Below are 21,071 nucleotides of genomic sequence, written 5' to 3' on the forward strand. Positions count from 1 at the left end.
GGCAGGCTTCCAGGCGGTTGGCGGGGAGGGAAGAAAAAACCGGCGCTGAAGACAGTATGAACCGCCGACAGCACCGGCAGAGGGATCGTTTACGGCAGCGCGGCGACTATCGACACTTCTACCAGGATTTCTGGTTCGCACAGCTTGGCTTCCACCGTCGCCCGCGCTGGCGCGACGTTTTTCGGCAGCCAGCTGTCCCAGACACTGTTCATGCCCTGGAAGTCGGCATCGATGTCTTTCAGGTAGATCGTCGCCGACAGCAACCGGGTCTTGTCGGTACCGGCCAGATCGAGCAAACGCTCGATGTTGGCCAGGGTCTCGCGGGTCTGCTGTTCAACTCCGGCGTTCATGTCGTCACCGACCTGTCCTGCCAGGTACACCGTACCGCTGTGGACTACGATCTGGCTCAAACGCTCATTGGTGAGCTGGCGCTGGATTGACATGTTTTGCAGACTCCTGGTGGGTATTGCCATAGCGAGAAATATCGAGGCCTTCGGCGCTGATCTGCGGCGTTTTCTTGGCCATCAGATCGGCCAGCAGGCGGCCGGAGCCACAGGCCATGGTCCAGCCGAGCGTGCCGTGACCGGTGTTCAGGAACAGGTTCTTGAATGGGGTGGCACCAACAATCGGCGTGCCATCCGGCGTGGTCGGACGCAGGCCGGTCCAGAAACTGGCTTGCTGCAGGTCGCCGCCCTGAGGATAGAGATCGTTGACGATCATCTCCAGTGTTTCACGCCGACGCGGGTTCAGCGACAGGTCAAAACCGGCAATCTCCGCCATGCCACCGACGCGGATGCGGTTGTCGAAACGGGTGATCGCGACCTTGTAGGTCTCGTCGAGAATGGTCGAGGTCGGAGCCATGGCCGGATTGGTGATCGGCACGGTCAGCGAGTAACCCTTGAGCGGATACACCGGGGCCTTGATGCCCAACGGCTTGAGCAACTGCGGCGAGTAACTGCCCAGCGCCAGCACGTAGCGGTCGGCGGTTTCCAGCTTGCCGTCAATCCACACACCGTTGATCCGGTCACCGGCGAAGTCCAGGCGCTGGATGTCCTGGCCGAAGCGGAATTCAACGCCCAGCTTGATCGCCATTTCCGCCAGGCGGGTGGTGAAGATCTGGCAGTCGCCGGTCTGATCGTTCGGCAGGCGCAGGGCACCGGCCAGGATGTCGGTGACGCTGGCCAGGGCCGGCTCGACGCGGGCAATGCCAGCACGGTCGAGCAGCTCGAACGGCACACCGGACTCCTTGAGTACCGCGATGTCCTTGGCGGCGCCATCCAGTTGCGCCTGGGTACGGAACAGCTGGGTGGTCCCCAGGCTGCGGCCTTCGTAGGCGATACCGGTTTCGGCGCGCAATTCGTCGAGGCAGTCACGGCTGTACTCGGACAGGCGGACCATGCGCTCCTTGTTCACCGCATAACGGCTGGCGGTACAGTTGCGCAGCATCTGCGCCATCCACAGGTACTGGTCGATATCGGCGGTGGCCTTGATGGCCAGCGGGGCGTGGCGCTGCAACAGCCACTTGATGGCCTTGAGCGGCACACCCGGAGCAGCCCATGGCGACGCATAGCCCGGCGATACCTGGCCGGCGTTGGCGAAACTGGTTTCCATGGCAGCGGCCGGTTGACGATCCACGACCGTCACTTCAAAGCCGGCCCGAGCCAGATAGTAGGCACTGGCGGTACCGATTACGCCGCTACCCAAGACCAGAACGCGCATTTTTTTATCCCTCATCGCGGCAAACCGCTGACGTTGTTGTGTACAAGCAATGATGAGCGCAGTGTAAAAAACATTTGCCAGTGCTTTTCACTATATAAGTGCCTATATTTGGCGACAATTCTCGGCAATTTGGCTTTTCACGGAGGCGCATCCCCTATGCGGACCAACACTCAAACCAAACGTGAGCTGGACAAGATCGACCGCAACATCCTGCGCATCCTCCAGGCTGACGGGCGCATTTCGTTTACTGAGCTGGGGGAGAAGGTCGGCCTGTCGACCACGCCCTGTACCGAGCGGGTGCGGCGCCTGGAGCGCGAAGGGATCATCATGGGCTACAACGCCCGGCTCAATCCGCAACACCTCAAGGGCAGCTTGCTGGTGTTCGTCGAGATCAGCCTGGACTACAAGTCCGGTGACACCTTCGAAGAGTTCCGCCGCGCGGTGCTGAAACTGCCGCACGTACTGGAATGCCACTTGGTATCCGGGGACTTCGACTACCTGGTGAAGGCACGGATTTCCGAGATGGCCTCGTACCGCAAATTGCTCGGCGATATCCTGCTCAAACTGCCCCACGTGCGTGAGTCCAAGAGCTACATCGTGATGGAAGAGGTGAAGGAGAGCCTGAGCTTGCCGATTCCGGATTGAGGCCTGTGGTAAGTGTCCGTGCGCTGTGACCTACACCAAAACCTGTCGGTTAGCAGCCATGTACTCGAACACCTGCGCCTCGACCCGTGGGTGGATCAACTCCACCGGTCCGCGACCGTTGGGGCATGGCAGGGTCTTGGTGGTGCCGAACAAGCGACAGATCAGCGGCCGCTCGCCATACACGGTGCAGCCGTTGGGACCCAGGTGTACGCAGTTCAGTTCGTCTAGGGCGGCATCCTGCTCGGCGCGAGTCTTGCGCGGCAGGCGGGACATTTCTTCCGGCGAGGTGGTGACCGGACCACAGCAGTCATGACAGCCAGGCACGCACTCGAACGAGGGAATCTGCTGGCGCAGGGTACGAACGGTCTCGCGGTTGCAGCTCATCGAAACAAATACCCCTAAGGTGAACAAGGTTGGATTTTGCCCTAAAAGCCCTGCGCCAGACAGCAACAACCGACCAGTGTTGCCCAGGCAGAAAGGTCCGGCTTATGCTCCGTAAAATTTACTCAACACCCGATAATCAGGATCAACCCATGACTGCCCGTGTTCAGCCGCCTGTCCCGAGCACCCATATCGCCTCCTATTACGCCGCCAGCAGCCTGCCGCAGCCGGATCATCCGGTACTTGCCGGTGAGCAACTGGCCGACGTGTGCGTGGTGGGCGGTGGTTTTTCCGGCCTGAACACAGCCATTGAACTGGCCCAGCGCGGTCTTCGCGTGGTGCTGCTGGAAGCACACAAAATCGGCTGGGGCGCCAGCGGACGTAATGGCGGGCAGTTGATTCGTGGTGTCGGCCATGGCCTGGACCAATTCAGCAATGTGCTGGGGGCCGAAGGCGTACGCCAGATGAAACTGATGGGCCTGGAGGCAGTGGACATCGTTCGCCAGCGGGTCGAGCAGTTCCAGATCCCCTGCGACCTGACCTGGGGCTACTGCGACCTCGCCAACAAACCCCGCGACCTGGAAGGTTTCGCCGCGGACGCGGACGAACTGCGCAGCCTCGGTTATCGCCACACCACCCGCCTGCTGCAAGCGCACGAGATGCACAGCGTGGTGGGCTCAGACCGCTACGTGGGCGGACTGATCGACATGGGCTCGGGGCACCTGCACCCGCTGAACCTGGCCCTGGGTGAAGCCGCTGCCGCCCAGCAACTGGGGGTCCGTCTGTTCGAGCAATCGGCAGTGACCCGCATCGACTACGGGCCCGAGGTCAAGGTCCACACCGCGCAAGGTTCGGTCCGCGCCAAGACCCTGGTGCTGGGCTGCAACGCCTACCTCAATCACCTCAACCCGCACCTGAGCGGCAAAGTGCTGCCCGCCGGCAGCTACATCATCGCCACCGAACCCTTGAGTGAAGAGCAGGCCCACGCCCTGCTGCCGCAGAACATGGCCGTGTGCGACCAACGCGTGGCGCTGGACTACTACCGGCTTTCGGCAGACCGACGCCTGCTGTTCGGCGGCGCCTGCCACTATTCGGGCCGCGATCCGGCGGACATCGGCGCCTACATGCGACCGAAGATGCTGGAGGTTTTCCCGCAATTGAGCGCGGTGAAGATCGACTATCAGTGGGGCGGCATGATCGGCATCGGCGCCAACCGCCTGCCCCAGATTGGCCGGCTCAAGGACCAGCCGAATGTGTATTACGCCCAGGCGTACTCCGGACACGGGGTGAATGCCACTCACCTGGCCGGCAAACTACTGGGTGAAGCCATCAGCGGCCAGCACAGCGGCGGTTTCGACCTGTTCGCCAAAGTACCGCACGTGACCTTCCCGGGCGGCCGCTACTTGCGCTCGCCATTGCTGGCCCTGGGGATGTTGTGGCACCGACTCAAAGAGCTGGCCTGATCCGAAGAGCCGCTCAAAGCTGCCAGAACGGCTTCAGCCCCTCTTCCCTCGCCTGCTCACGACTCAAGCCGACATCGCGCAGTTGTTCCGGGGTGAGTTCGAGCAGGGTCTTGCGCGTGTGCAGACGGTGCCACAGCAAACCCCAGCGCCCCAGGCAGGACGGGGCATTGCGGATCGCCGTCGGCATGCCCTGGTCGTGCCCTGCCACCAGTTCCTGACTGTGTAACGTCAGCCGCACATCGCTCAAGCCGTTCATTTTTAGTGCTCCTGTTTACTTGGGTAGCCAGAGATTCCATGATGCGCGGGCAGGCAAAACCATTACAGATTCAATGGACCTGTATTACCTCCATACAGATTTGCTGAATTAACCGCTGAATGATGGTTTTTTGCCTGATCTGTACTGGTCCCTCCTCTCACACCGAGGCTGAAACATGACGCTGTACGTCAACCTCGCCGAATTGCTCGGCACGCGCATCGAACAGGGCTTCTACCGGCCCGGTGACCGTCTGCCTTCCGTGCGGGCCTTGAGTGTCGAGCATGGGGTCAGCCTGAGCACGGTGCAGCAGGCCTATCGGGTGCTGGAGGACAGCGGGCTGGCGCGGCCCAAGCCCAAGTCCGGCTACTTTGTCCCTGTGGGGCGGGAACTGCCCGAACTGCCGGCGGTAGGCCGCCCGGCCCAGCGCCCGGTCGACATCTCCCAGTGGGACCAGGTGCTGGAGCTGATCCGCGCCGTGCCACGCAAGGACGTGGTGCAACTGGGCCGCGGCATGCCGGATATCACCACACCGACCATGCAGCCCCTGCTGCGCAGCCTGGCGCGGATCAGTCGGCGCCAGGACATGCCGGGGCTGTACTACGACAATATCTACGGGGTGCTGGAACTGCGCGAGCAGATCGCCCGCCTGCTGCTCGACTCAGGCAGCCAACTGAGCGCCAGCGACCTGGTGATCACCACGGGCTGCCACGAAGCGTTGTCCACCAGCATTCGCGCCATCTGCGAACCAGGCGACATCGTCGCGGTGGACTCGCCGAGCTTTCACGGTGCCATGCAGACTCTCAAGGGGCTGGGCATGAAGGCCCTGGAGATTCCCACCGACCCCCTCACCGGAATCAGTCTCGACGCCCTTGAACTGGCCCTCGAGCAGTGGCCGATCAAAGCCATACAGTTGACCCCCAACTGCAACAACCCGCTCGGCTACATCATGCCGGAGTCGCGCAAACGTGCGCTGTTGACCCTGGCGCAACGGTTTGACGTGGCGATTATCGAAGACGATGTGTATGGCGAACTGGCCTACACCTACCCTCGACCGCGCACCATCAAGTCCTTCGATGAAGACGGTCGCGTGCTGCTCTGCAGTTCGTTCTCCAAGACCCTGGCACCTGGGCTGCGGATCGGCTGGGTCGCTCCCGGACGGTACCTGGAGCGGGTGCTGCACATGAAATACATCAGCACCGGCTCGACCGCGCCACAACCGCAAATTGCCATCGCCGAGTTTCTCAAGGGCGGGCATTTCGAGCCGCATCTACGGCGGATGCGTAACCAATACCAGCGCAATCGCGACCTGATGCTCGATTGGGTCAGCCGCTACTTTCCCCTCGGCACCCGCGCCAGCCGCCCCCAGGGCAGCTTCATGCTGTGGGTCGAACTGCCGGAAGGGTTTGATACGCTCAAGCTCAATCGGGTGCTGCTCGACCAGGGCGTACAGATCGCCGTGGGCAGCATTTTCTCCGCCTCAGGCAAGTACCGTAATTGCCTGCGCATGAACTACGCAGCCAAACCCACGGCTCAGGTCGAGGAAGCGGTGCGTAAGGTGGGTGCAGCGGCGATCGCCCTGCTGGCCGAGGCCAGCTAGTTCATCTGGGAACTCGATGCCCGAGAGCTTCCCAGGCGCCATCGGCACGCCGCGACGACTTCACCAGCCGTGCCATACTCCCTACCTGCCCATCTGCAGGAACATTCGACTTGCGCCGAAAAAAAGCCCTGCTCTGCCTGATGCTCGCCGCGTTGCTGAGCAGTTGCGCCTCGCTCAACGTGCCCCGTGAGCCTAGCCAGGCATTGCCTGCTGCCGAGTCCTCTTTCGGGCGCTCGATCCAGGCCCAGGCCGCCCCCCATGAAGGGCGATCCGGATTTCGCCTGCTATCGGACAGCAGCGAAGCCTTCGCCGCCCGTGCCGAGTTGATCCGCAATGCGCAGCGCAGCCTCGACCTGCAGTACTACATCGTCCACGACGGTATCAGCACCCGACTGCTGGTCAGCGAACTGCTCAAGGCCGCTGACCGAGGCGTGCGCGTGCGCATCCTGCTCGACGACCTCACCAGCGATGGCCAGGTCCAGACCATTGCCACACTGGCCGCTCACCCACAGATTCAGATTCGCCTGTTCAATCCGCTGGAACTGGGCCGCAGCACCGGCGTCACTCGCACCATGGGCCGCCTGCTCAATCTCTCGCTGCAGCACCGGCGCATGCACAACAAGCTGTGGCTGGCGGACAACAGCGCCGCGATTGTCGGCGGGCGCAACCTGGGCGACGAGTACTTCGATGCGCAGCCCAAGCTGAATTTCACCGACATCGACCTGCTAGGTGTCGGCCCTGTCGCTGAGCAGCTCGGCCACAGCTTCGATCAGTACTGGAACAGCGCCCTGAGCAAGCCGATCGATGAGTTTGTCTCCAGCCAGCCCACGGCCAAGGACCTGGCCGAGACCCGTGCGCAGCTGCAAGCGTCCCTGGACGAAAGCCATCGGCAAAACCAGGCCCTGTACCAGCAGTTGAAGGCCTACCAGACCGATCCGCGCCTGGACCTCTGGCGCAGCGAGCTGATCTGGGCCTGGAACCAGGCGTTGTGGGACGCTCCGAGCAAAGTGCTGGCCAAGGGTGAGCCGGATCCGCAACTGCTACTGACCACCCAACTGGCCCCCGAACTGCAAGGGGTGAGCAAAGAGCTGATCATGATCTCAGCCTACTTTGTGCCCGGCCCACCCGGACTGGTGTATCTCACCGGGCGGGCCGATGCCGGAGTGTCCGTCAGCTTCCTGACCAACTCGCTGGAGGCCACCGATGTGCCCGCCGTCCACGGCGGCTACGCCCCTTACCGCAAGGCGCTGCTGGAGCACGGCGTGCAACTGTTTGAACTACGCCGGCAACCGGGCGAAGGCGGCGGTAGCGGGCCAAGCCTGTTTCGCAGTTCCAGCTACCGCGGCTCCGAATCCAGCCTGCACAGCAAGGCGATCATCTTCGATCGCCAAAAGGCGTTCATCGGCTCATTCAACTTCGACCCGCGCTCGGTGCTGTGGAACACCGAAGTCGGGGTGCTGGTCGACAGCCCGGCGCTTGCCGAGCGTGTTCGCGAACTCGCCCTGGAAGGCATGGCGCCTCCTCTCAGCTATGCGGTGCGGTTACAAGAGGGCCAGCTGGTCTGGGTCACTGAAGACGATGGCAAGCTGCACACCCTGACTCGCGAGCCGGGAAACTGGTGGCGCCGCTTCAATGCCTGGTTCAGCGACACCCTGGGCCTGGAGCGGATACTGTAAACCCGGATCTCAGATCGGCGCCGCCGCCTCGCCAAACGCCCCTTGGCGCAGCAACAGCAACACCAGGCCAAAGGCCCCGGCCGCCATCAGTAATGGCAAGGCGTGTCCGCTGACCCACTGACTGCCGGCACCCGCTGCAAGCGGGCCAATCAAGCAACCAATACCCCAGAGTTGGGCGATGTGGGCGTTGGCCCGCACCAGCGCATCATCGCGATAACGCTCGCCCACCAGAATCAGCGACAAGGTGAACAAGCCGCCGGCACTGGCACCGAACAGCACCCACAGCGGCCAGATCAGCAAGGTGTCGAGCAACAGCGGAATCGCCAGGCTCGACAGCATCAGTATCACCGCGCAGCCGGCAAACAAGGTTCGCCGCGACAGATAGTCCGCAAGGGCGCCAATGGGCAATTGCAGCAACGCATCGCCGACTACCACGGTGCTGACCATGGCCAGGGCAATTTCTGCGGTGAACCCCTGTTGCAGGCAATACACCGGCAGCAGGGTCAGGATCATCGCCTCGAACGCAGCAAACAACGACACCGCCCAAGCGATCGCCGGCAGGCCACGGCAGAAACCCAGCAAGTCACTGAAGGTCACACTCAGGGCTTCGCTGCTCGGTGCCCCGCTACGCCCCATCAAGACCAGCGGCGAAGTCACCAGCATCGCGACCCCGACCCAGAAACCGATATCGTTGTCGGTACCCAGCACCCCCAGCAACAACGGTCCAGCCAATTGACTCAAGGCATAGCTGCAGCCATACAGCGCCACCAGCCGGCCGCGCCATTGCTCAACCACCAACTGGTTGATCCAGCTCTCGCCGAGAATGAACACGATGGTCAGGATGACCCCGATCATCAGCCGCAGTACCAGCCACACCGGGTAGCTGGGCAACAACGCCAGCAGGCCAATGGAGAGGGCTCCGGCCCACAAGCACAGGCGCATCAGGTTAGCCGTACCCAGGCGAGCCGCCAGGTGGCTGGAGATCTTCGCCCCCAGCAGGACGCCAATTGCCGGCATGGCCGCCATCACCCCGATTGCAAACGCGCCATAACCCCAGCTTTCCAGGCGAAACGACACCAACGGCATGCTCACGCCCAGGGCGAGGCCGACACTCAGGACCGAGGCCAGAACGGCGAAATAAGTCGCCCAACGCATGTTCCACGCTCCTGTGGATATTCTTATGTGTGGCACAAAGCAATGTGGGAGCGAACCCGCTCGCGATGGCGGCGCAACATTCAACACGACGTCGACTGTCATACCGCTATCGCGAGCAAGCTCGCTCCCACAAGGGATCTACGTCGTTCAGGGAGCCAGGCTCCCTGAAAGGCTTACAGCTTGATCCAGGTCGCCTTCAGCTCGGTGTACTTGTCGAACGCGTGCAGCGACTTGTCACGGCCGTTGCCCGATTGCTTGAAGCCGCCGAACGGTGCGGTCATGTCGCCGCCATCGTACTGGTTGACCCACACGCTACCGGCGCGCAGTGCCTTGGCGGTCAGGTGAGCCTTGGAAATGTCCTTGGTCCATACCGCTGCGGCCAGGCCATACGGCGTGTCGTTGGCGATCTGGATAGCCTCCTCGGCGGTATCAAAGGTGATGACCGACAGTACCGGGCCGAAGATTTCTTCCTGGGCAATCTTCATGGCATTGCTCACGCCGTCGAAAATCGTCGGCTCCACGTAGGTGCCACCGGTTTCCTCGAGGATGCGCTTGCCGCCCGCCACCAGCTTGGCGCCGTCGGTATGCCCAGACTCGATGTACGACAGCACGGTGTTCATTTGCTGGGTATCGACCAACGCACCCACGGTGGTGGACGGGTCCAGCGGGTTGCCTGGCTTCCAGGTTTTCAGGGCCTCGATCACCAGTGGCAGGAACTTGTCCTTGATCGAACGCTCGACCAGCAGGCGTGAACCGGCGGTGCAGACTTCGCCCTGGTTGAAGGCAATTGCGCCGGCAGCGGATTCGGCGGCGGCCTGCAGGTCCGGCGCATCGGCAAACACGATGTTCGGGCTCTTGCCGCCGGCTTCCAGCCAGACGCGCTTCATGTTCGACTCGCCGGAGTAGATCATCAGTTGCTTGGCGATCTTGGTCGAACCGGTGAACACCAGGGTATCGACATCCATGTGCAGGGCCAGGGCCTTGCCCACGGTGTGGCCGTAGCCTGGCAGTACGTTGAGCACGCCTTTGGGGATACCGGCCTCGACGGCCAGGGCCGCGATGCGGATGGCGGTCAGCGGGGATTTTTCGGACGGCTTGAGGATCACCGAGTTACCGGTGGACAGCGCAGGACCGAGTTTCCAGCACGCCATCATCAGCGGGAAGTTCCACGGCACGATAGCGCCCACCACGCCCACAGGCTCACGGGTCACCAGGCCCAGTTGATCATGAGGGGTCGCGGCCACTTCATCGTAGATCTTGTCGATCGCTTCACCGCTCCAGCTCAGCGCCTGGGCGGCACCAGGAACGTCGATGTCCAGGGAGTCGCTGATCGGCTTACCCATGTCCAGGGTTTCCAGCAGGGCCAGTTCCTGGGCATTTTGCTTGAGCAGGCCGGCGAAGCGGATCATCACGGCCTTGCGCTTGGCCGGGGCCAGGCGAGACCAGACACCGGAATTGAACGTGGCGCGGGCGTTGTCCACGGCGCGCTGGGCGTCGGCGGCATCACAGCTGGCAATCTTGCCCAGCAGACGGCCATCGACCGGGCTGATGCACTCGAAGGTCTCGCCGGAGACCGCATCGGTGTATTCGCCATTGATATAGGCGCGGCCTTCGATTTTCAGGTCGCGGGCGCGTTGTTCCCAGTCGGCACGAGTCAGGGTGGTCATACGAGTGTCCTCCTCTTATTGAATACGACACCCGCGTTCTTCGCGGGCGCTGTCAGGAATTCTGCCCGGCCAGCCTTGCAATCGGCCCTAGGCACCCGCCACCCTAAACCAGCCACACCTCAAGTTTCAATATATTTGACACAAGGCCGGCAAACGACCTTGCGATGTTCATTTTAATAAACATAGACTCGGGGCTTTCCAAGCAAACACGGGGGGATTACCAGAATGAGCATCCAGGACATCGTCGATTTCAGCCAGGCCGGCACCGCCGCCGAACGCTACCGCCCGGACGCGGCCAAAATTCTCAAGGGCGACCCTGAGCAGACCGTCTACAACCACTACAACAGCCCGTGCGGCCAGCTCAATGCCGGGGTCTGGGAAGGCGCAGTCGGTCAGTGGACGGTGAATTTCACCGAACACGAATACTGCGAAATCGTCCAAGGGGTTTCGGTGTTGCGCGACACCGACGGCAATGCCAAGACCCTGCGCACCGGTGACCGATTTGTCATCCCGGCCGGGTTCCGTGGCACCTGGGAAGTCCTGGAAACGTGCCGAAAGATCTACGTGGCATTTGAACAAAAGCCATAAATAAATACCGCATAGCGGGTCATGGCCGGGAGGAGGATCGAGCTGTCCCCAGGGACCCATGAAAAGGCTTGCATCTCGCGATACCGGCCTTTCCAACAGGAGCGCACAGGACGTGCCTCAATCCAGACCTACAGCGCAAGGAGGCAACATGCCCGATACTCCAGACTCATGCGACGTCACCATCGCTGAGTACACCATCGGCCAGACCTACACCCCTCAGTTGCTCGAGGAAGTGCGAGCACTGGCCAATGGCGCACCGGTGCGGGTCACCGGCCCTCGCCATGCATCAGACCGCAAGCGAGTCCCGCGACGGATCAGCCTGCTGACCAATGCCGACAATGTCATCGTCAGCATTCAGTGCGGTTGAGCAACTGAAGCTTTTCCCAGGCCCACAAAAAAGGCCCGTATCTTGCGATACGGGCCTTTTTCTCAAGAGGGAAAAATCAATTACTTGATTTTGCCTTCCTTGTAGATCACGTGCTTGCGAACAACCGGATCAAATTTCTTGATCTCGATTTTGTCCGGAGTAGTGCGCTTGTTCTTGTCGGTAGTGTAGAAGTGACCAGTACCGGCGCTCGAAATCAAACGAATCAATTCACGCATGATTAGCTCCCTTAGATCTTGCCAGCTTTGCGGATTTCGGCCAGCACGACAGTGATGCCACGCTTGTCGATGATACGCATGCCTTTGGCAGATACGCGCAGACGCACGAAACGTTTCTCTTCTTCAACCCAGAAGCGATGATGCTGCAGGTTCGGCAGGAAACGACGACGGGTTTTGTTGTTTGCGTGGGAAATGTTATTCCCAGTCACCGGACCCTTACCGGTAACTTGACATACTCTCGACATGCCTCAGCCCTCTAAAACCACATGCCCAACCCGGCATGGGTTGGCCGCTTAATCTCTCAGTCATTTGGCGCCAGGCGCCGCGTTTCTTTAGAGGTCTTACCGGCTACACCTACAGTGAAGGAACCGGGCCCCTAGAAAAGAGCGCTGCTTTATACCAGAAAGACCCCATAGCAACAACTATTGGTGTGAAGAGAGTTTTCAAAAACCCCGGAATTACGGCGCCAGACGCCTTGGATAAAGGCTATCGATGGTAGCGACCGCTCGTCGCAGAGCATCACCCTGCTCCCCCATATGGAGGGTACCGGCACGCCACCTTACGCTAATTCGCTGCGCCCGAAGCGCAATAAACGGCAAAAATACGTACCGTCGAGCAGGACACAAAACAAAAAGGGGATAGTCATTTGCCGGGCAGGCCACTAGGGTAAGCCTTTTCCAGACTGCACTCGCAGATGGGCCTTCGATCTGCAAAGGAATCCACACATGCGCCTCGCTGCCCTACCGCTGTTGCTTGCCCCACTCTTGCTGAGCCCTTTGGCCCAGGCTGCCGCCCTGAGCGTCTGCACCGAGGCCAGCCCGGAAGGGTTCGATGTCGTTCAATACAACTCGCTGACCACCACCAACGCCTCGGCCGACGTGTTGATGAATAGCCTGGTAGACTTTGATACCGCCAGTGGCAAGGTCGTGCCGAGCCTGGCCGATAGCTGGGAAGTCTCGGCCGACGGCCTGACCTACGTCTTCAAGCTGCACCCGGAGGTGAAGTTCCATCGCACCGAGTACTTCACCCCGACGCGTACCTTGACCGCCGAAGACGTGAAGTTCAGCTTTGACCGCATGCTGGACCCCGCGCAGCCATGGCACAAAATCGCCCAGAGTGGCTTCCCGCACGCCCAATCCATGCAGTTGCCTGCGCTGATCAAGAAAATCGACGCACTCGACCCGCTGACCATTCGTTTCACCCTTGACCACCCCGACTCGACCTTCCTCGCCACGCTGAGCATGGGTTTCGCCTCAATCTACTCGGCTGAATACGCCGATCAGTTGCTCAAGGCTGGCACACCCGAGAAACTCAATAACCAGCCGATTGGCACCGGGCCGTTCATTTTCGGGCGCTTCCAGAAAGACGCATCGATCCGCTACAAGGCCAACCGCGACTACTTCGCTGGCAAGCCCGCGATCGACACCCTGGTGTTCGCCATCACCCCGGACGCCAACGTGCGCCTGCAGAAGCTGCGGCGCAACGAGTGCCAGATCGCCCTGTCGCCCAAGCCGCTGGACGTCCAGGCTGCCGCCAAGGAGCCGAACCTCAAGATCGAGAGCACGCCGGCCTTCATGACCGCCTTCGTCGCCATCAATAGCCAGCATCCGCCGCTGGATAAACCGGAGGTGCGCCAGGCGATCAATCTGGCCTTCGACAAGGCCAGCTACCTCAAGGCCGTGTTCGAGGACACCGCCCAAGCCGCCAACGGCCCTTACCCGCCCAACACCTGGAGCTATGCCAAGGACCTGCCGGGCTACCCGAAGGACCTCACCAAGGCCCGCGCGCTGATGGCCAAGGCAGGGCTCAAGGACGGCTTCAAGACCACGATCTGGACCCGCCCTTCCGGCAGCCTGCTCAACCCCAACCCGAGCCTGGGCGCTCAATTGTTGCAGGCTGACCTGGCGGAAATCGGGATTCAGGCAGAAATACGCGTGATCGAATGGGGCGAACTGATTCGTCGGGCCAAAGCCGGCGAGCACGACCTGCTGTTCATGGGCTGGGCCGGTGACAACGGCGATCCAGACAACTTCCTGACCCCGCAATTCTCCTGCGCGGGCGTGAAGTCCGGGACCAACTTCGCACGATACTGCGATCAAGGCCTGGACAAGCTGATCAACGCCGGCAAGACCACCACCGAGCAGGGCGTGCGCACCAAGCTCTACGAACAGGCCCAGGGGCAGATCCAGCAGCAGGCGCTGTGGCTACCCCTGGCCCACCCGACCGCCTATGCCCTGACCCGCAAGGATGTCCAGGGTTACTCGGTCAGCCCGTTCGGGCGCCAGGACTATTCCAGGGTCAGCGGCAAGCCATAAGCTGCAAGCTGCAAGCTCAAAGCAGTGCGCGGACTGCTCCAGGCTTGCAGCTCGAAGCTTGCAGCCGCTCATATCCACCCATACTCGGCCATCGACAACGGATCACCATCACCCACGATGAAATGGTCGAGCACCCGCACATCAACCAACTCCATCGTCTCCTGCAAACGCTTGGTCAGCACCCGGTCGGCCGGGCTCGGCTCGGCGTTTCCCGAGGGGTGGTTATGGCACAGGATCAACGCCGCCGCGTTGTGTGCCAGGGCGCGCTTGACCACCTGGCGCGGATGCACGCTAGTGGTGTCGATCGAGCCGCGAAAGAGGATTTCGAATGCCAGGACCCGATGCCGGGAATCGAGGAACAGACAGGCAAACACCTCATGGGGCTCATGCCGCAGCATGGCCTTGAGGTAGTTGCGCACCTCGATCGGACTCTTGAGTACGGATGCCTGGCGCAGGTGCTCGGCCAAATGCCGACGCGCCATCTCCAGCACCGCCTGCAACTGGGCGAATTTCGCCGGCCCCAGCCCCAACTGGCCGACAAACGTTTGCTGGTCCGCCTCCAGCAAGTTACGCAAGCCGCCAAACTGCTGCAGCAAGTGCCTGGCCAGGTCCACCGCGCTTTTCCCGGCGACCCCGGTGCGCAGAAAGATCGCCAGCAATTCGGCGTCGGACAGACTCGCCGGACCCTGCTCCAGAAGTTTCTCCCGCGGCCGCTCTGTCGTCGGCCAATCTCGAATGCTCATAGCACCTCCCTGTCGATGGGCGCCGCTGTTCCCTAGCGGTCGCTGTGATATCGTAGCCCATCTTTTTTGCGGGCGATTGTTCCCTGGGGAGGGGGTTTCGCCACGTATGTCACCAACGAATTGAAAGGCAGACCTATGCAGCGGCTGTATCGGAAACGCATCGTTCTGGGCGTCGGCGGCGGCATTGCTGCCTACAAGAGCGCCGAACTGGTTCGCCGCCTGATCGACCAGGGCGCCGAAGTGCGCGTGGTCATGACCCGCGGCGGCAGCGAGTTCATCACCCCGCTGACCATGCAGGCCCTCTCCGGGCACCCGGTGCACCTGGACCTGTTGGACCCTGCGGCCGAAGCCGCGATGGGCCACATCGAGCTCGCCAAGTGGGCTGACCTGGTGCTGATCGCCCCCGCCACGGCGGACCTGATTGCCCGTCTGGCCCAAGGCATCGCCAACGACCTGCTGACCACCCTGGTGTTGGCCACCGACGCCACCGTGGCTCTGGCGCCGGCCATGAACCAGGCGATGTGGCGCGACCCGGCCACCCAGGCCAATACCCAGTTGCTTGAAAGCCGCGGTTTCAAGGTCTTCGGCCCGGCCTCGGGCAGCCAGGCCTGCGGCGACGTCGGCATGGGCCGCATGATGGAGGCCGATGATCTGGCCCAGTGCGCCGCCGATTGCTTCCAGCGCCAGGCGCTGACCGGTCGGCACGTGCTGATCACTGCCGGTCCGACCCAGGAAAACATTGACCCGGTGCGCTACATCACCAATCACAGCTCCGGAAAAATGGGCTTTGCCCTGGCCGAAGCTGCGGTGGAAGCCGGCGCCCGTGTGACCCTGATTACCGGCCCCGTGCACCTGCCGACTCCGGACCGGGTGACGCGCATCGACGTGGTCAGCGCCCGCGACATGCTGGCCGCCTGCGAGGCCGCGATCCCTTGCGACCTGTTCATCGCATCTGCTGCGGTTGCGGACTACCGGCCGGAAGTCGTCGCCCCGCAAAAACTCAAGAAAGACCCTACGACTGGCGACGGCTTCGTCCTGCAAATGGTGCGCAACCCTGACATTCTGGCCACCATTGCCACCCGACCTGATCGTCCGTTCAGCGTCGGATTCGCCGCCGAAACCGAACACCTGCTCGATTACGCCGCACGCAAGCTCAAGGACAAGAACCTCGACCTGATCGTCGCCAACGACGTGGCCAACCCCAGCATTGGCTTCAACAGCGAGGAAAACGCCTGCAGCGTGATCGACCGTGAGTTGCACGCCACCCTTTTTGCCCAGACCAGCAAGGGCAAGATTGCCCGCCAGCTGATCACTTTTATCGCCGAACGTCTGAACCAGGTTTAATTCGTATGCACGCTTTGCAAGCCAAGATCCTCGACCCACGCATCGGCAGCGAATTTCCGCTGCCCCAGTACGCCACTCCCGGTTCCGCCGGCCTTGACCTGCGGGCGATGCTGGAACAGGACACCGTCATCAAGCCGGGAGAAACCCTGCTGATCCCTACTGGCCTGTCGGTATACATCGGCGATCCGGGCCTGGCTGCATTGATCCTGCCGCGCTCGGGCCTGGGCCACAAACATGGCATCGTGCTGGGTAATCTGGTCGGCCTGATCGATTCCGACTACCAGGGGCCACTGATGGTGTCCTGCTGGAACCGTGGCCAGACCGACTTCAACATCGTGGTGGGTGAGCGGCTGGCCCAGTTGGTGCTGGTACCGGTGGTGCAGGCGCACTTCGATCTGGTTGAAGATTTCGTTGAAACCGAACGCGGCACCGGTGGTTTCGGCCATTCCGGCAGCCACTGATAACACCAGTGCCAGGACCGGGCGCTCTGCCCGGCCCTGGTACTACGCTTTGCATTTCAGGATGAACCTTGCACAGACGCCAACTGCAGGATCTGGCGAGCGAATTCAAGACAACAGTCGACTGCACAAGTGCCAGCCCCATGGCATGGCACTTGTGCACCACGAACTCTGTACCGAAAACGCCGTCAAAGCCTTCAGTTTGAACCCGTCGACGAACCTCTCGTCGGCCCGTCCAGCAACCTTTGAGTTGGAGCAACCCCAGTGATGAGCAACACAACCCGCGTCGCCCCTGCATTTCCCGACAGCATTTTTCGCGCCTACGATATCCGTGGCGTGGTCCCGCAGACCCTGACCGCTGAAACGGCCTACTGGATCGGTCGCGCCATCGGCGCCCAGACCCTGGCCCAGGATGAGCCGAACATCAGCGTCGGTCGTGACGGCCGCCTGTCCGGCCCGGAACTGGTCGAGCAACTGATCCAGGGCCTGGCCGATGCCGGCTGCCATGTCAGCGACGTCGGCCTGGTGCCAACCCCGGCGCTGTACTACGCCGCCAACGTCCTCGCGGGCAAGTCCGGGGTGATGCTCACCGGCAGCCATAACCCGTCGGACTACAACGGCTTCAAAATCGTGATCGCTGGCGACACCCTGGCCAACGAACAGATTCAGGCCCTGCACCAGCGCCTGAAAAGCAACAACCTGACCAGCGGCCAAGGCAGCATCACCAAGGTCGAGATTCTCGATCGCTACAGCGCCCAGATTGTCCAGGACATCAAGCTCGCACGTCGCCTGAAAGTGGTGGTTGACTGCGGTAACGGCGCTGCCGGCGTGATTGCCCCACAGCTGATCGAGGCCCTGAATTGCGAAGTGATCCCGCTGTTCTGCGAAGTCGACGGCAACTTCCCCAACCATCACCCGGACCCGGGCAAACCGGAAAACCTGGTGGACCTGATCGCCAAGGTCAAGCAAACCAATGCCGACCTGGGCCTGGCCTTCGACGGTGATGGTGACCGTGTCGGCGTAGTGACCAATACCGGCGACATCGTGTTCCCGGACCGCCTGCTGATGCTGTTTGCCAAGGACGTGGTAGCACGCAACCCGGACGCCGAGATCATCTTCGACGTCAAATGCACCCGTCGCCTGACCCCGCTGATCAAGGAGTACGGCGGTCGACCACTGATGTGGAAAACCGGTCACTCGCTGATCAAGAAAAAAATGAAGCAGACCGGCGCCCTGCTCGCTGGCGAAATGAGCGGGCACATCTTCTTCAAGGAGCGCTGGTTCGGTTTCGACGACGGCATCTACAGCGCCGCTCGCCTGCTGGAGATCCTCAGCCAGGAGAAATCCACGGCCCAGGAACTGTTCGAGACCTTCCCGAACGATATTTCTACGCCGGAAATCAATATCCATGTGACCGAAGAGAGCAAATTCAGCATCATTGATGCACTGCACGACGCCCAGTGGGGCGACGGCGCCGACCTGACCACCATCGACGGTGTACGGGTCGACTACGCCAAGGGCTGGGGCCTGGTTCGCGCCTCCAACACCACACCGGTGCTGGTGCTGCGCTTCGAGGCCGACGACGAGGCCGAATTGCAGCGCATCAAGGATGTGTTCCACGCTCAACTGAAACGTGTCGCACCTGACCTCCAACTCCCGTTTTGATTATTTGAAGCGCCTTTTACACAAGTGCCGGAGCCCTGAATGACCCTCGAACGCGAAGCCGCCGCCAACACCGCCAAGGTCCTGTCCGAAGCGCTGCCTTACATTCGCCGCTATGTCGGCAAGACGCTGGTGATCAAATACGGCGGCAACGCGATGGAAAGCGAGGAGCTGAAAACCGGCTTCGCCCGCGACATCGTGATGATGAAAGCCGTGGGCATCAACCCGGTGGTGGTGCACGGTGGCGGCCCGCAAATCGGTGACCTGCTCAAGCGCCTGTCGATCGAGAGTCATTTCATCGACGGCATGCGCGTGACAGACGCCCAGACCATGGACGTGGTGGAGATGGTCCTCGGCGGCCAGGTCAACAAGGACATCGTCAACCTGATCAACCGCCATGGCGGCAGCGCCATCGGCCTGACCGGCAAGGACGCCGAGCTGATTCGCGCGAAGAAGCTCACCGTTACACGCCAGACGCCGGAGATGACCCAACCGGAAATCATCGACATCGGGCAAGTGGGCGAAGTGGTCGGGATCAATACCGATCTGCTCAACCTGCTGGTCAAGGGTGACTTCATCCCGGTGATCGCGCCAATCGGCGTGGGGGCCAACGGTGAGTCGTACAACATCAACGCCGACCTGGTGGCCGGTAAAGTGGCCGAAGCGCTGAAAGCTGAGAAGCTGATGCTGCTGACCAACATCGCCGGCCTGATGGACAAATCAGGCACTGTGCTGACTGGCCTGACGACCCAACAGGTCGACGAACTGATCGCCGACGGCACCATCTACGGTGGCATGCTACCGAAGATCCGTTGCGCGCTGGAGGCCGTACAGGGCGGCGTGGGCAGTTCGCTGATCATCGATGGCCGGGTACCCAATGCGATCCTGCTGGAAATCTTCACCGATACCGGCGTGGGCACCCTGATCAGCAATCGCAAGCGTCCTTAAGCGCTGGCACCTGCAAAAAGACCCCGCTCAGCCTGGCTGAGCGGGGTCTTTTTTTGCCTGCGGTCCTTGTAGGAGCGAGTGCCCGCTTGCGGCTTGCTCGCGAAAAACGTCAACGATAACGCGGGGCGCCTGACGAACAGCGGCGCTCTGACGTCCATCGCGAGCAAGCTCGCTCCTACAGGGCGGCGTATCAGACGCCGAACTGCGCGCGGTAGGCTTCTACGGCTGGTAGATGCTGCTTGAGCTGAGGATCATCGGCCAGGAACTCCAGAACCTGGTTCAACGAAACGATGCTGATCACCGGAATCGCGAAGTCACGCTCCACTTCCTGGATCGCCGACAGTTCGCCATTACCACGCTCCTGACGGTTGAGGGCGATCAACACGCCAGCGGCCTTGGCACCGTCCTGGGAAGCGATGATCTGCATCACTTCACGGATCGCGGTGCCCGCGGTAATCACGTCGTCGATGATCAGCACTTCGCCGGTCAGCGGCGCGCCAACCAAGCTGCCGCCCTCGCCGTGGGCCTTGGCTTCCTTGCGGTTGAAGCACCATGGCAGGTCACGGTCGTGGTGTTCAGCCAGGGCCACTGCGGTGGTGGCCGCCAACGGGATGCCCTTGTACGCCGGACCAAACAGCACGTCGAAGGCAATACCGCTCTCGACAATGGCCGCCGCATAGAAGCGACCCAGCTGCGCCAAGGCGCTGCCGGAGTTGAACAGGCCGGCATTAAAGAAGTAAGGGCTGGTGCGCCCGGACTTCAGGGTGAACTCACCGAAGCGCAAAACGCCGCGATCGATGGCAAAACGAATGAAATCGCGCTGATACGCTTGCATGCAAAAAACCCCAAATACCACGGATTTAGCTAATTAGCTTGACGCCGTGTATCATACACGCACGCGATTTTTGGGGCCATTTATGCGGATCATCAGTGTGAACGTCAATGGTATTCAGGCGGCAGTCGAGCGCGGTTTGCTCAGTTGGCTGCAAGCCCAGAATGCCGACGTCATCTGCCTGCAGGACACCCGCGCCTCCGCCTTTGAACTGGACGATCCAGCCTTCCAACTGGATGGCTACTTCCTTTATGCCTGCGATGCCGAAGTCCCCGCCCAAGGTGGCGTGGCTTTGTATTCGCGGCTGCAACCGAAGGCTGTCATCAGCGGTCTCGGTTTCGAGACGGCCGACCGCTACGGGCGCTACCTGCAAGCCGATTTCGACAAGGTCAGCATCGCGACCTTGCTGCTTCCTTCGGGGCAGAACGGCGATGAAGACTTGAACCAGAAGTTCAAGCTAATGGACGATTTCGCCCGTTATCTGGATAAACAGCGGCGCAAGCGGCGCGAGTACATTTATTGTGGCTCGCTGTACGTGGCGCAACAGAAGCTGGATATCAAGAACTGGCGCGACAGCCAGCAATCCCCGGGCTTCCTGGCACCTGAGCGTGCCTGGATGGACGAGATTGTCGGCAACATGGGTTATGTCGACGCCCTGCGCGAAGTCAGCCGTGAAGGCGACCAGTACAGCTGGTGGCCAGACAACGAACAGGCTGAGATGCTCAACCTGGGCTGGCGCTTCGACTACCAGCTGTTGACCCCAGGCCTGCGCCGCTTTGTTCGCAGTGCACGCCTGCCACGTCAACCGCGGTTCTCGCAGCACGCACCGCTGATCGTGGACTACGACTGGACGCTGACCATCTAGGCGTCGTTTCGCAAGACACAAAAAAGCCGACAGCGATGTCGGCTTTTTTGTGGGAGCGGGATTGCCCGCGATGAGGCCATGACCTTCAGCCCATGTGCTGCCTGCCAGATCGCTATCGCGGGCAAGCCCGCTCCCACCGGCAATGCACCTGGTT

General features: G+C 61.5%; 21 protein-coding genes and 1 pseudogene. 12 read left to right on the plus strand and 10 right to left on the minus strand.

Annotated features, from left to right (window positions below; translation table 11 throughout):
- Nucleotides 1-89 precede the first annotated feature (89 nt).
- Together ACIOVD_RS08040 and dadA are read right to left on the minus strand one after the other, a co-directional pair.
- Entirely contained in the window at nucleotides 90-443 is a 354-nt protein-coding gene (locus tag ACIOVD_RS08040; protein ID WP_095164849.1) for a RidA family protein, read from the minus strand.
- Nucleotides 415-1,719: a D-amino acid dehydrogenase gene (gene dadA, locus ACIOVD_RS08045; RefSeq protein ID WP_095164851.1), complete on the minus strand. Its 1,305-nt coding sequence runs from the start codon at nucleotides 1,717-1,719 to the stop codon at nucleotides 415-417. The genes ACIOVD_RS08040 and dadA overlap by 29 nt, the downstream gene beginning before the upstream one ends.
- A gap of 156 nt (nucleotides 1,720-1,875) precedes the next feature.
- On the opposite strand from dadA, the gene ACIOVD_RS08050 reads away from it, so the two are divergent.
- The gene (locus ACIOVD_RS08050) at nucleotides 1,876-2,364 is read left to right on the plus strand and encodes an Lrp/AsnC ligand binding domain-containing protein (RefSeq protein ID WP_003177284.1); all 489 of its coding nucleotides are present in this window, start codon (nucleotides 1,876-1,878) and stop codon (nucleotides 2,362-2,364) included.
- A gap of 30 nt (nucleotides 2,365-2,394) precedes the next feature.
- On the opposite strand, the gene ACIOVD_RS08055 is transcribed toward ACIOVD_RS08050, so the two are convergent.
- A complete protein-coding gene (locus tag ACIOVD_RS08055) occupies nucleotides 2,395-2,748 on the minus strand; it encodes a YkgJ family cysteine cluster protein (RefSeq protein ID WP_095164853.1) in 354 nt (117 codons plus the stop codon).
- 149 nt (nucleotides 2,749-2,897) lie between these two features.
- Here ACIOVD_RS08055 and ACIOVD_RS08060 point away from each other — a divergent pair, with 149 nt between their 5' ends.
- Complete coding sequence (locus ACIOVD_RS08060) at nucleotides 2,898-4,208, plus strand: FAD-binding oxidoreductase (RefSeq protein WP_095164855.1); 1,311 nt, start codon at nucleotides 2,898-2,900, stop codon at nucleotides 4,206-4,208.
- 13 nt (nucleotides 4,209-4,221) lie between these two features.
- On the opposite strand, the gene ACIOVD_RS08065 is transcribed toward ACIOVD_RS08060, so the two are convergent.
- On the minus strand, nucleotides 4,222-4,464 hold the full coding sequence (locus ACIOVD_RS08065; protein ID WP_095164856.1) for a DUF1127 domain-containing protein: 243 nt from the start codon (nucleotides 4,462-4,464) through the stop codon (nucleotides 4,222-4,224).
- Between the two features lie 175 nt (nucleotides 4,465-4,639).
- Here ACIOVD_RS08065 and ACIOVD_RS08070 point away from each other — a divergent pair, with 175 nt between their 5' ends.
- Nucleotides 4,640-6,061, plus strand: a complete 1,422-nt coding sequence (locus ACIOVD_RS08070) for a PLP-dependent aminotransferase family protein (RefSeq protein WP_159998572.1) — start codon at nucleotides 4,640-4,642, stop codon at nucleotides 6,059-6,061.
- Nucleotides 6,062-6,201: 140 nt separating this feature from the next.
- Complete coding sequence (locus ACIOVD_RS08075; RefSeq protein WP_159998932.1) at nucleotides 6,202-7,737, plus strand: phospholipase D family protein; 1,536 nt, start codon at nucleotides 6,202-6,204, stop codon at nucleotides 7,735-7,737.
- Between the two features lie 9 nt (nucleotides 7,738-7,746).
- On the opposite strand, the gene ACIOVD_RS08080 is transcribed toward ACIOVD_RS08075, so the two are convergent.
- Both ACIOVD_RS08080 and ACIOVD_RS08085 read right to left on the minus strand, forming a co-directional pair.
- Nucleotides 7,747-8,892: an MFS transporter gene (locus ACIOVD_RS08080; protein WP_401127052.1), complete on the minus strand. Its 1,146-nt coding sequence runs from the start codon at nucleotides 8,890-8,892 to the stop codon at nucleotides 7,747-7,749.
- 173 nt (nucleotides 8,893-9,065) lie between these two features.
- Nucleotides 9,066-10,559, minus strand: coding sequence for an aldehyde dehydrogenase (locus ACIOVD_RS08085; protein WP_095164864.1), 1,494 nt, complete (start codon nucleotides 10,557-10,559; stop codon nucleotides 9,066-9,068).
- A gap of 225 nt (nucleotides 10,560-10,784) precedes the next feature.
- On the opposite strand from ACIOVD_RS08085, the gene ACIOVD_RS08090 reads away from it, so the two are divergent.
- Both ACIOVD_RS08090 and ACIOVD_RS08095 read left to right on the plus strand, forming a co-directional pair.
- Nucleotides 10,785-11,147: a cupin domain-containing protein gene (locus ACIOVD_RS08090; protein ID WP_159998574.1), complete on the plus strand. Its 363-nt coding sequence runs from the start codon at nucleotides 10,785-10,787 to the stop codon at nucleotides 11,145-11,147.
- A gap of 148 nt (nucleotides 11,148-11,295) precedes the next feature.
- Entirely contained in the window at nucleotides 11,296-11,514 is a 219-nt protein-coding gene (locus ACIOVD_RS08095; RefSeq protein ID WP_095164869.1) for a peptidase inhibitor, read from the plus strand.
- A gap of 80 nt (nucleotides 11,515-11,594) precedes the next feature.
- Here ACIOVD_RS08095 and rpmG read toward each other — a convergent pair whose 3' ends face one another.
- Together rpmG and rpmB are read right to left on the minus strand one after the other, a co-directional pair.
- Nucleotides 11,595-11,750, minus strand: a complete 156-nt coding sequence (gene rpmG / locus ACIOVD_RS08100; protein ID WP_007894709.1) for a 50S ribosomal protein L33 — start codon at nucleotides 11,748-11,750, stop codon at nucleotides 11,595-11,597.
- An 11-nt stretch (nucleotides 11,751-11,761) separates the two neighbouring features.
- Nucleotides 11,762-11,995: a 50S ribosomal protein L28 gene (gene rpmB, locus ACIOVD_RS08105; RefSeq protein WP_007894701.1), complete on the minus strand. Its 234-nt coding sequence runs from the start codon at nucleotides 11,993-11,995 to the stop codon at nucleotides 11,762-11,764.
- Nucleotides 11,996-12,475: 480 nt separating this feature from the next.
- On the opposite strand from rpmB, the gene ACIOVD_RS08110 reads away from it, so the two are divergent.
- On the plus strand, nucleotides 12,476-14,065 hold the full coding sequence (locus tag ACIOVD_RS08110) for an ABC transporter substrate-binding protein (protein ID WP_401127055.1): 1,590 nt from the start codon (nucleotides 12,476-12,478) through the stop codon (nucleotides 14,063-14,065).
- 68 nt (nucleotides 14,066-14,133) lie between these two features.
- Here ACIOVD_RS08110 and radC read toward each other — a convergent pair whose 3' ends face one another.
- Nucleotides 14,134-14,808, minus strand: coding sequence for a DNA repair protein RadC (radC, locus tag ACIOVD_RS08115; protein WP_095164874.1), 675 nt, complete (start codon nucleotides 14,806-14,808; stop codon nucleotides 14,134-14,136).
- 135 nt (nucleotides 14,809-14,943) lie between these two features.
- On the opposite strand from radC, the gene coaBC reads away from it, so the two are divergent.
- The 4 genes and pseudogenes from coaBC (at nucleotide 14,944) to argB (ending at nucleotide 19,220) form a co-directional block, all read left to right on the plus strand.
- On the plus strand, nucleotides 14,944-16,152 hold the full coding sequence (gene coaBC / locus ACIOVD_RS08120; protein WP_159998582.1) for a bifunctional phosphopantothenoylcysteine decarboxylase/phosphopantothenate--cysteine ligase CoaBC: 1,209 nt from the start codon (nucleotides 14,944-14,946) through the stop codon (nucleotides 16,150-16,152).
- Between the two features lie 5 nt (nucleotides 16,153-16,157).
- Nucleotides 16,158-16,613, plus strand: a complete 456-nt coding sequence (dut, locus tag ACIOVD_RS08125) for a dUTP diphosphatase (RefSeq protein ID WP_401127058.1) — start codon at nucleotides 16,158-16,160, stop codon at nucleotides 16,611-16,613.
- Between the two features lie 255 nt (nucleotides 16,614-16,868).
- Nucleotides 16,869-18,275 (plus strand): annotated as a pseudogene (locus tag ACIOVD_RS08130) (phosphomannomutase/phosphoglucomutase); the annotation flags it as partial.
- 39 nt (nucleotides 18,276-18,314) lie between these two features.
- Nucleotides 18,315-19,220, plus strand: a complete 906-nt coding sequence (argB, locus tag ACIOVD_RS08135; protein ID WP_095164880.1) for an acetylglutamate kinase — start codon at nucleotides 18,315-18,317, stop codon at nucleotides 19,218-19,220.
- Between the two features lie 190 nt (nucleotides 19,221-19,410).
- On the opposite strand, the gene pyrE is transcribed toward argB, so the two are convergent.
- A complete protein-coding gene (gene pyrE, locus ACIOVD_RS08140; RefSeq protein WP_159998584.1) occupies nucleotides 19,411-20,055 on the minus strand; it encodes an orotate phosphoribosyltransferase in 645 nt (214 codons plus the stop codon).
- Nucleotides 20,056-20,137: 82 nt separating this feature from the next.
- Between pyrE and ACIOVD_RS08145 the strand changes: the two genes are divergently transcribed.
- Nucleotides 20,138-20,917: an exodeoxyribonuclease III gene (locus tag ACIOVD_RS08145; RefSeq protein WP_003176915.1), complete on the plus strand. Its 780-nt coding sequence runs from the start codon at nucleotides 20,138-20,140 to the stop codon at nucleotides 20,915-20,917.
- The last annotated feature ends 154 nt before the right edge of the window (nucleotides 20,918-21,071 follow it).

It is taken from the genome of Pseudomonas sp. NPDC087626, from assembly GCF_044743405.1.
In the GTDB taxonomy this organism is placed as follows: Bacteria; Pseudomonadota; Gammaproteobacteria; order Pseudomonadales; family Pseudomonadaceae; genus Aquipseudomonas.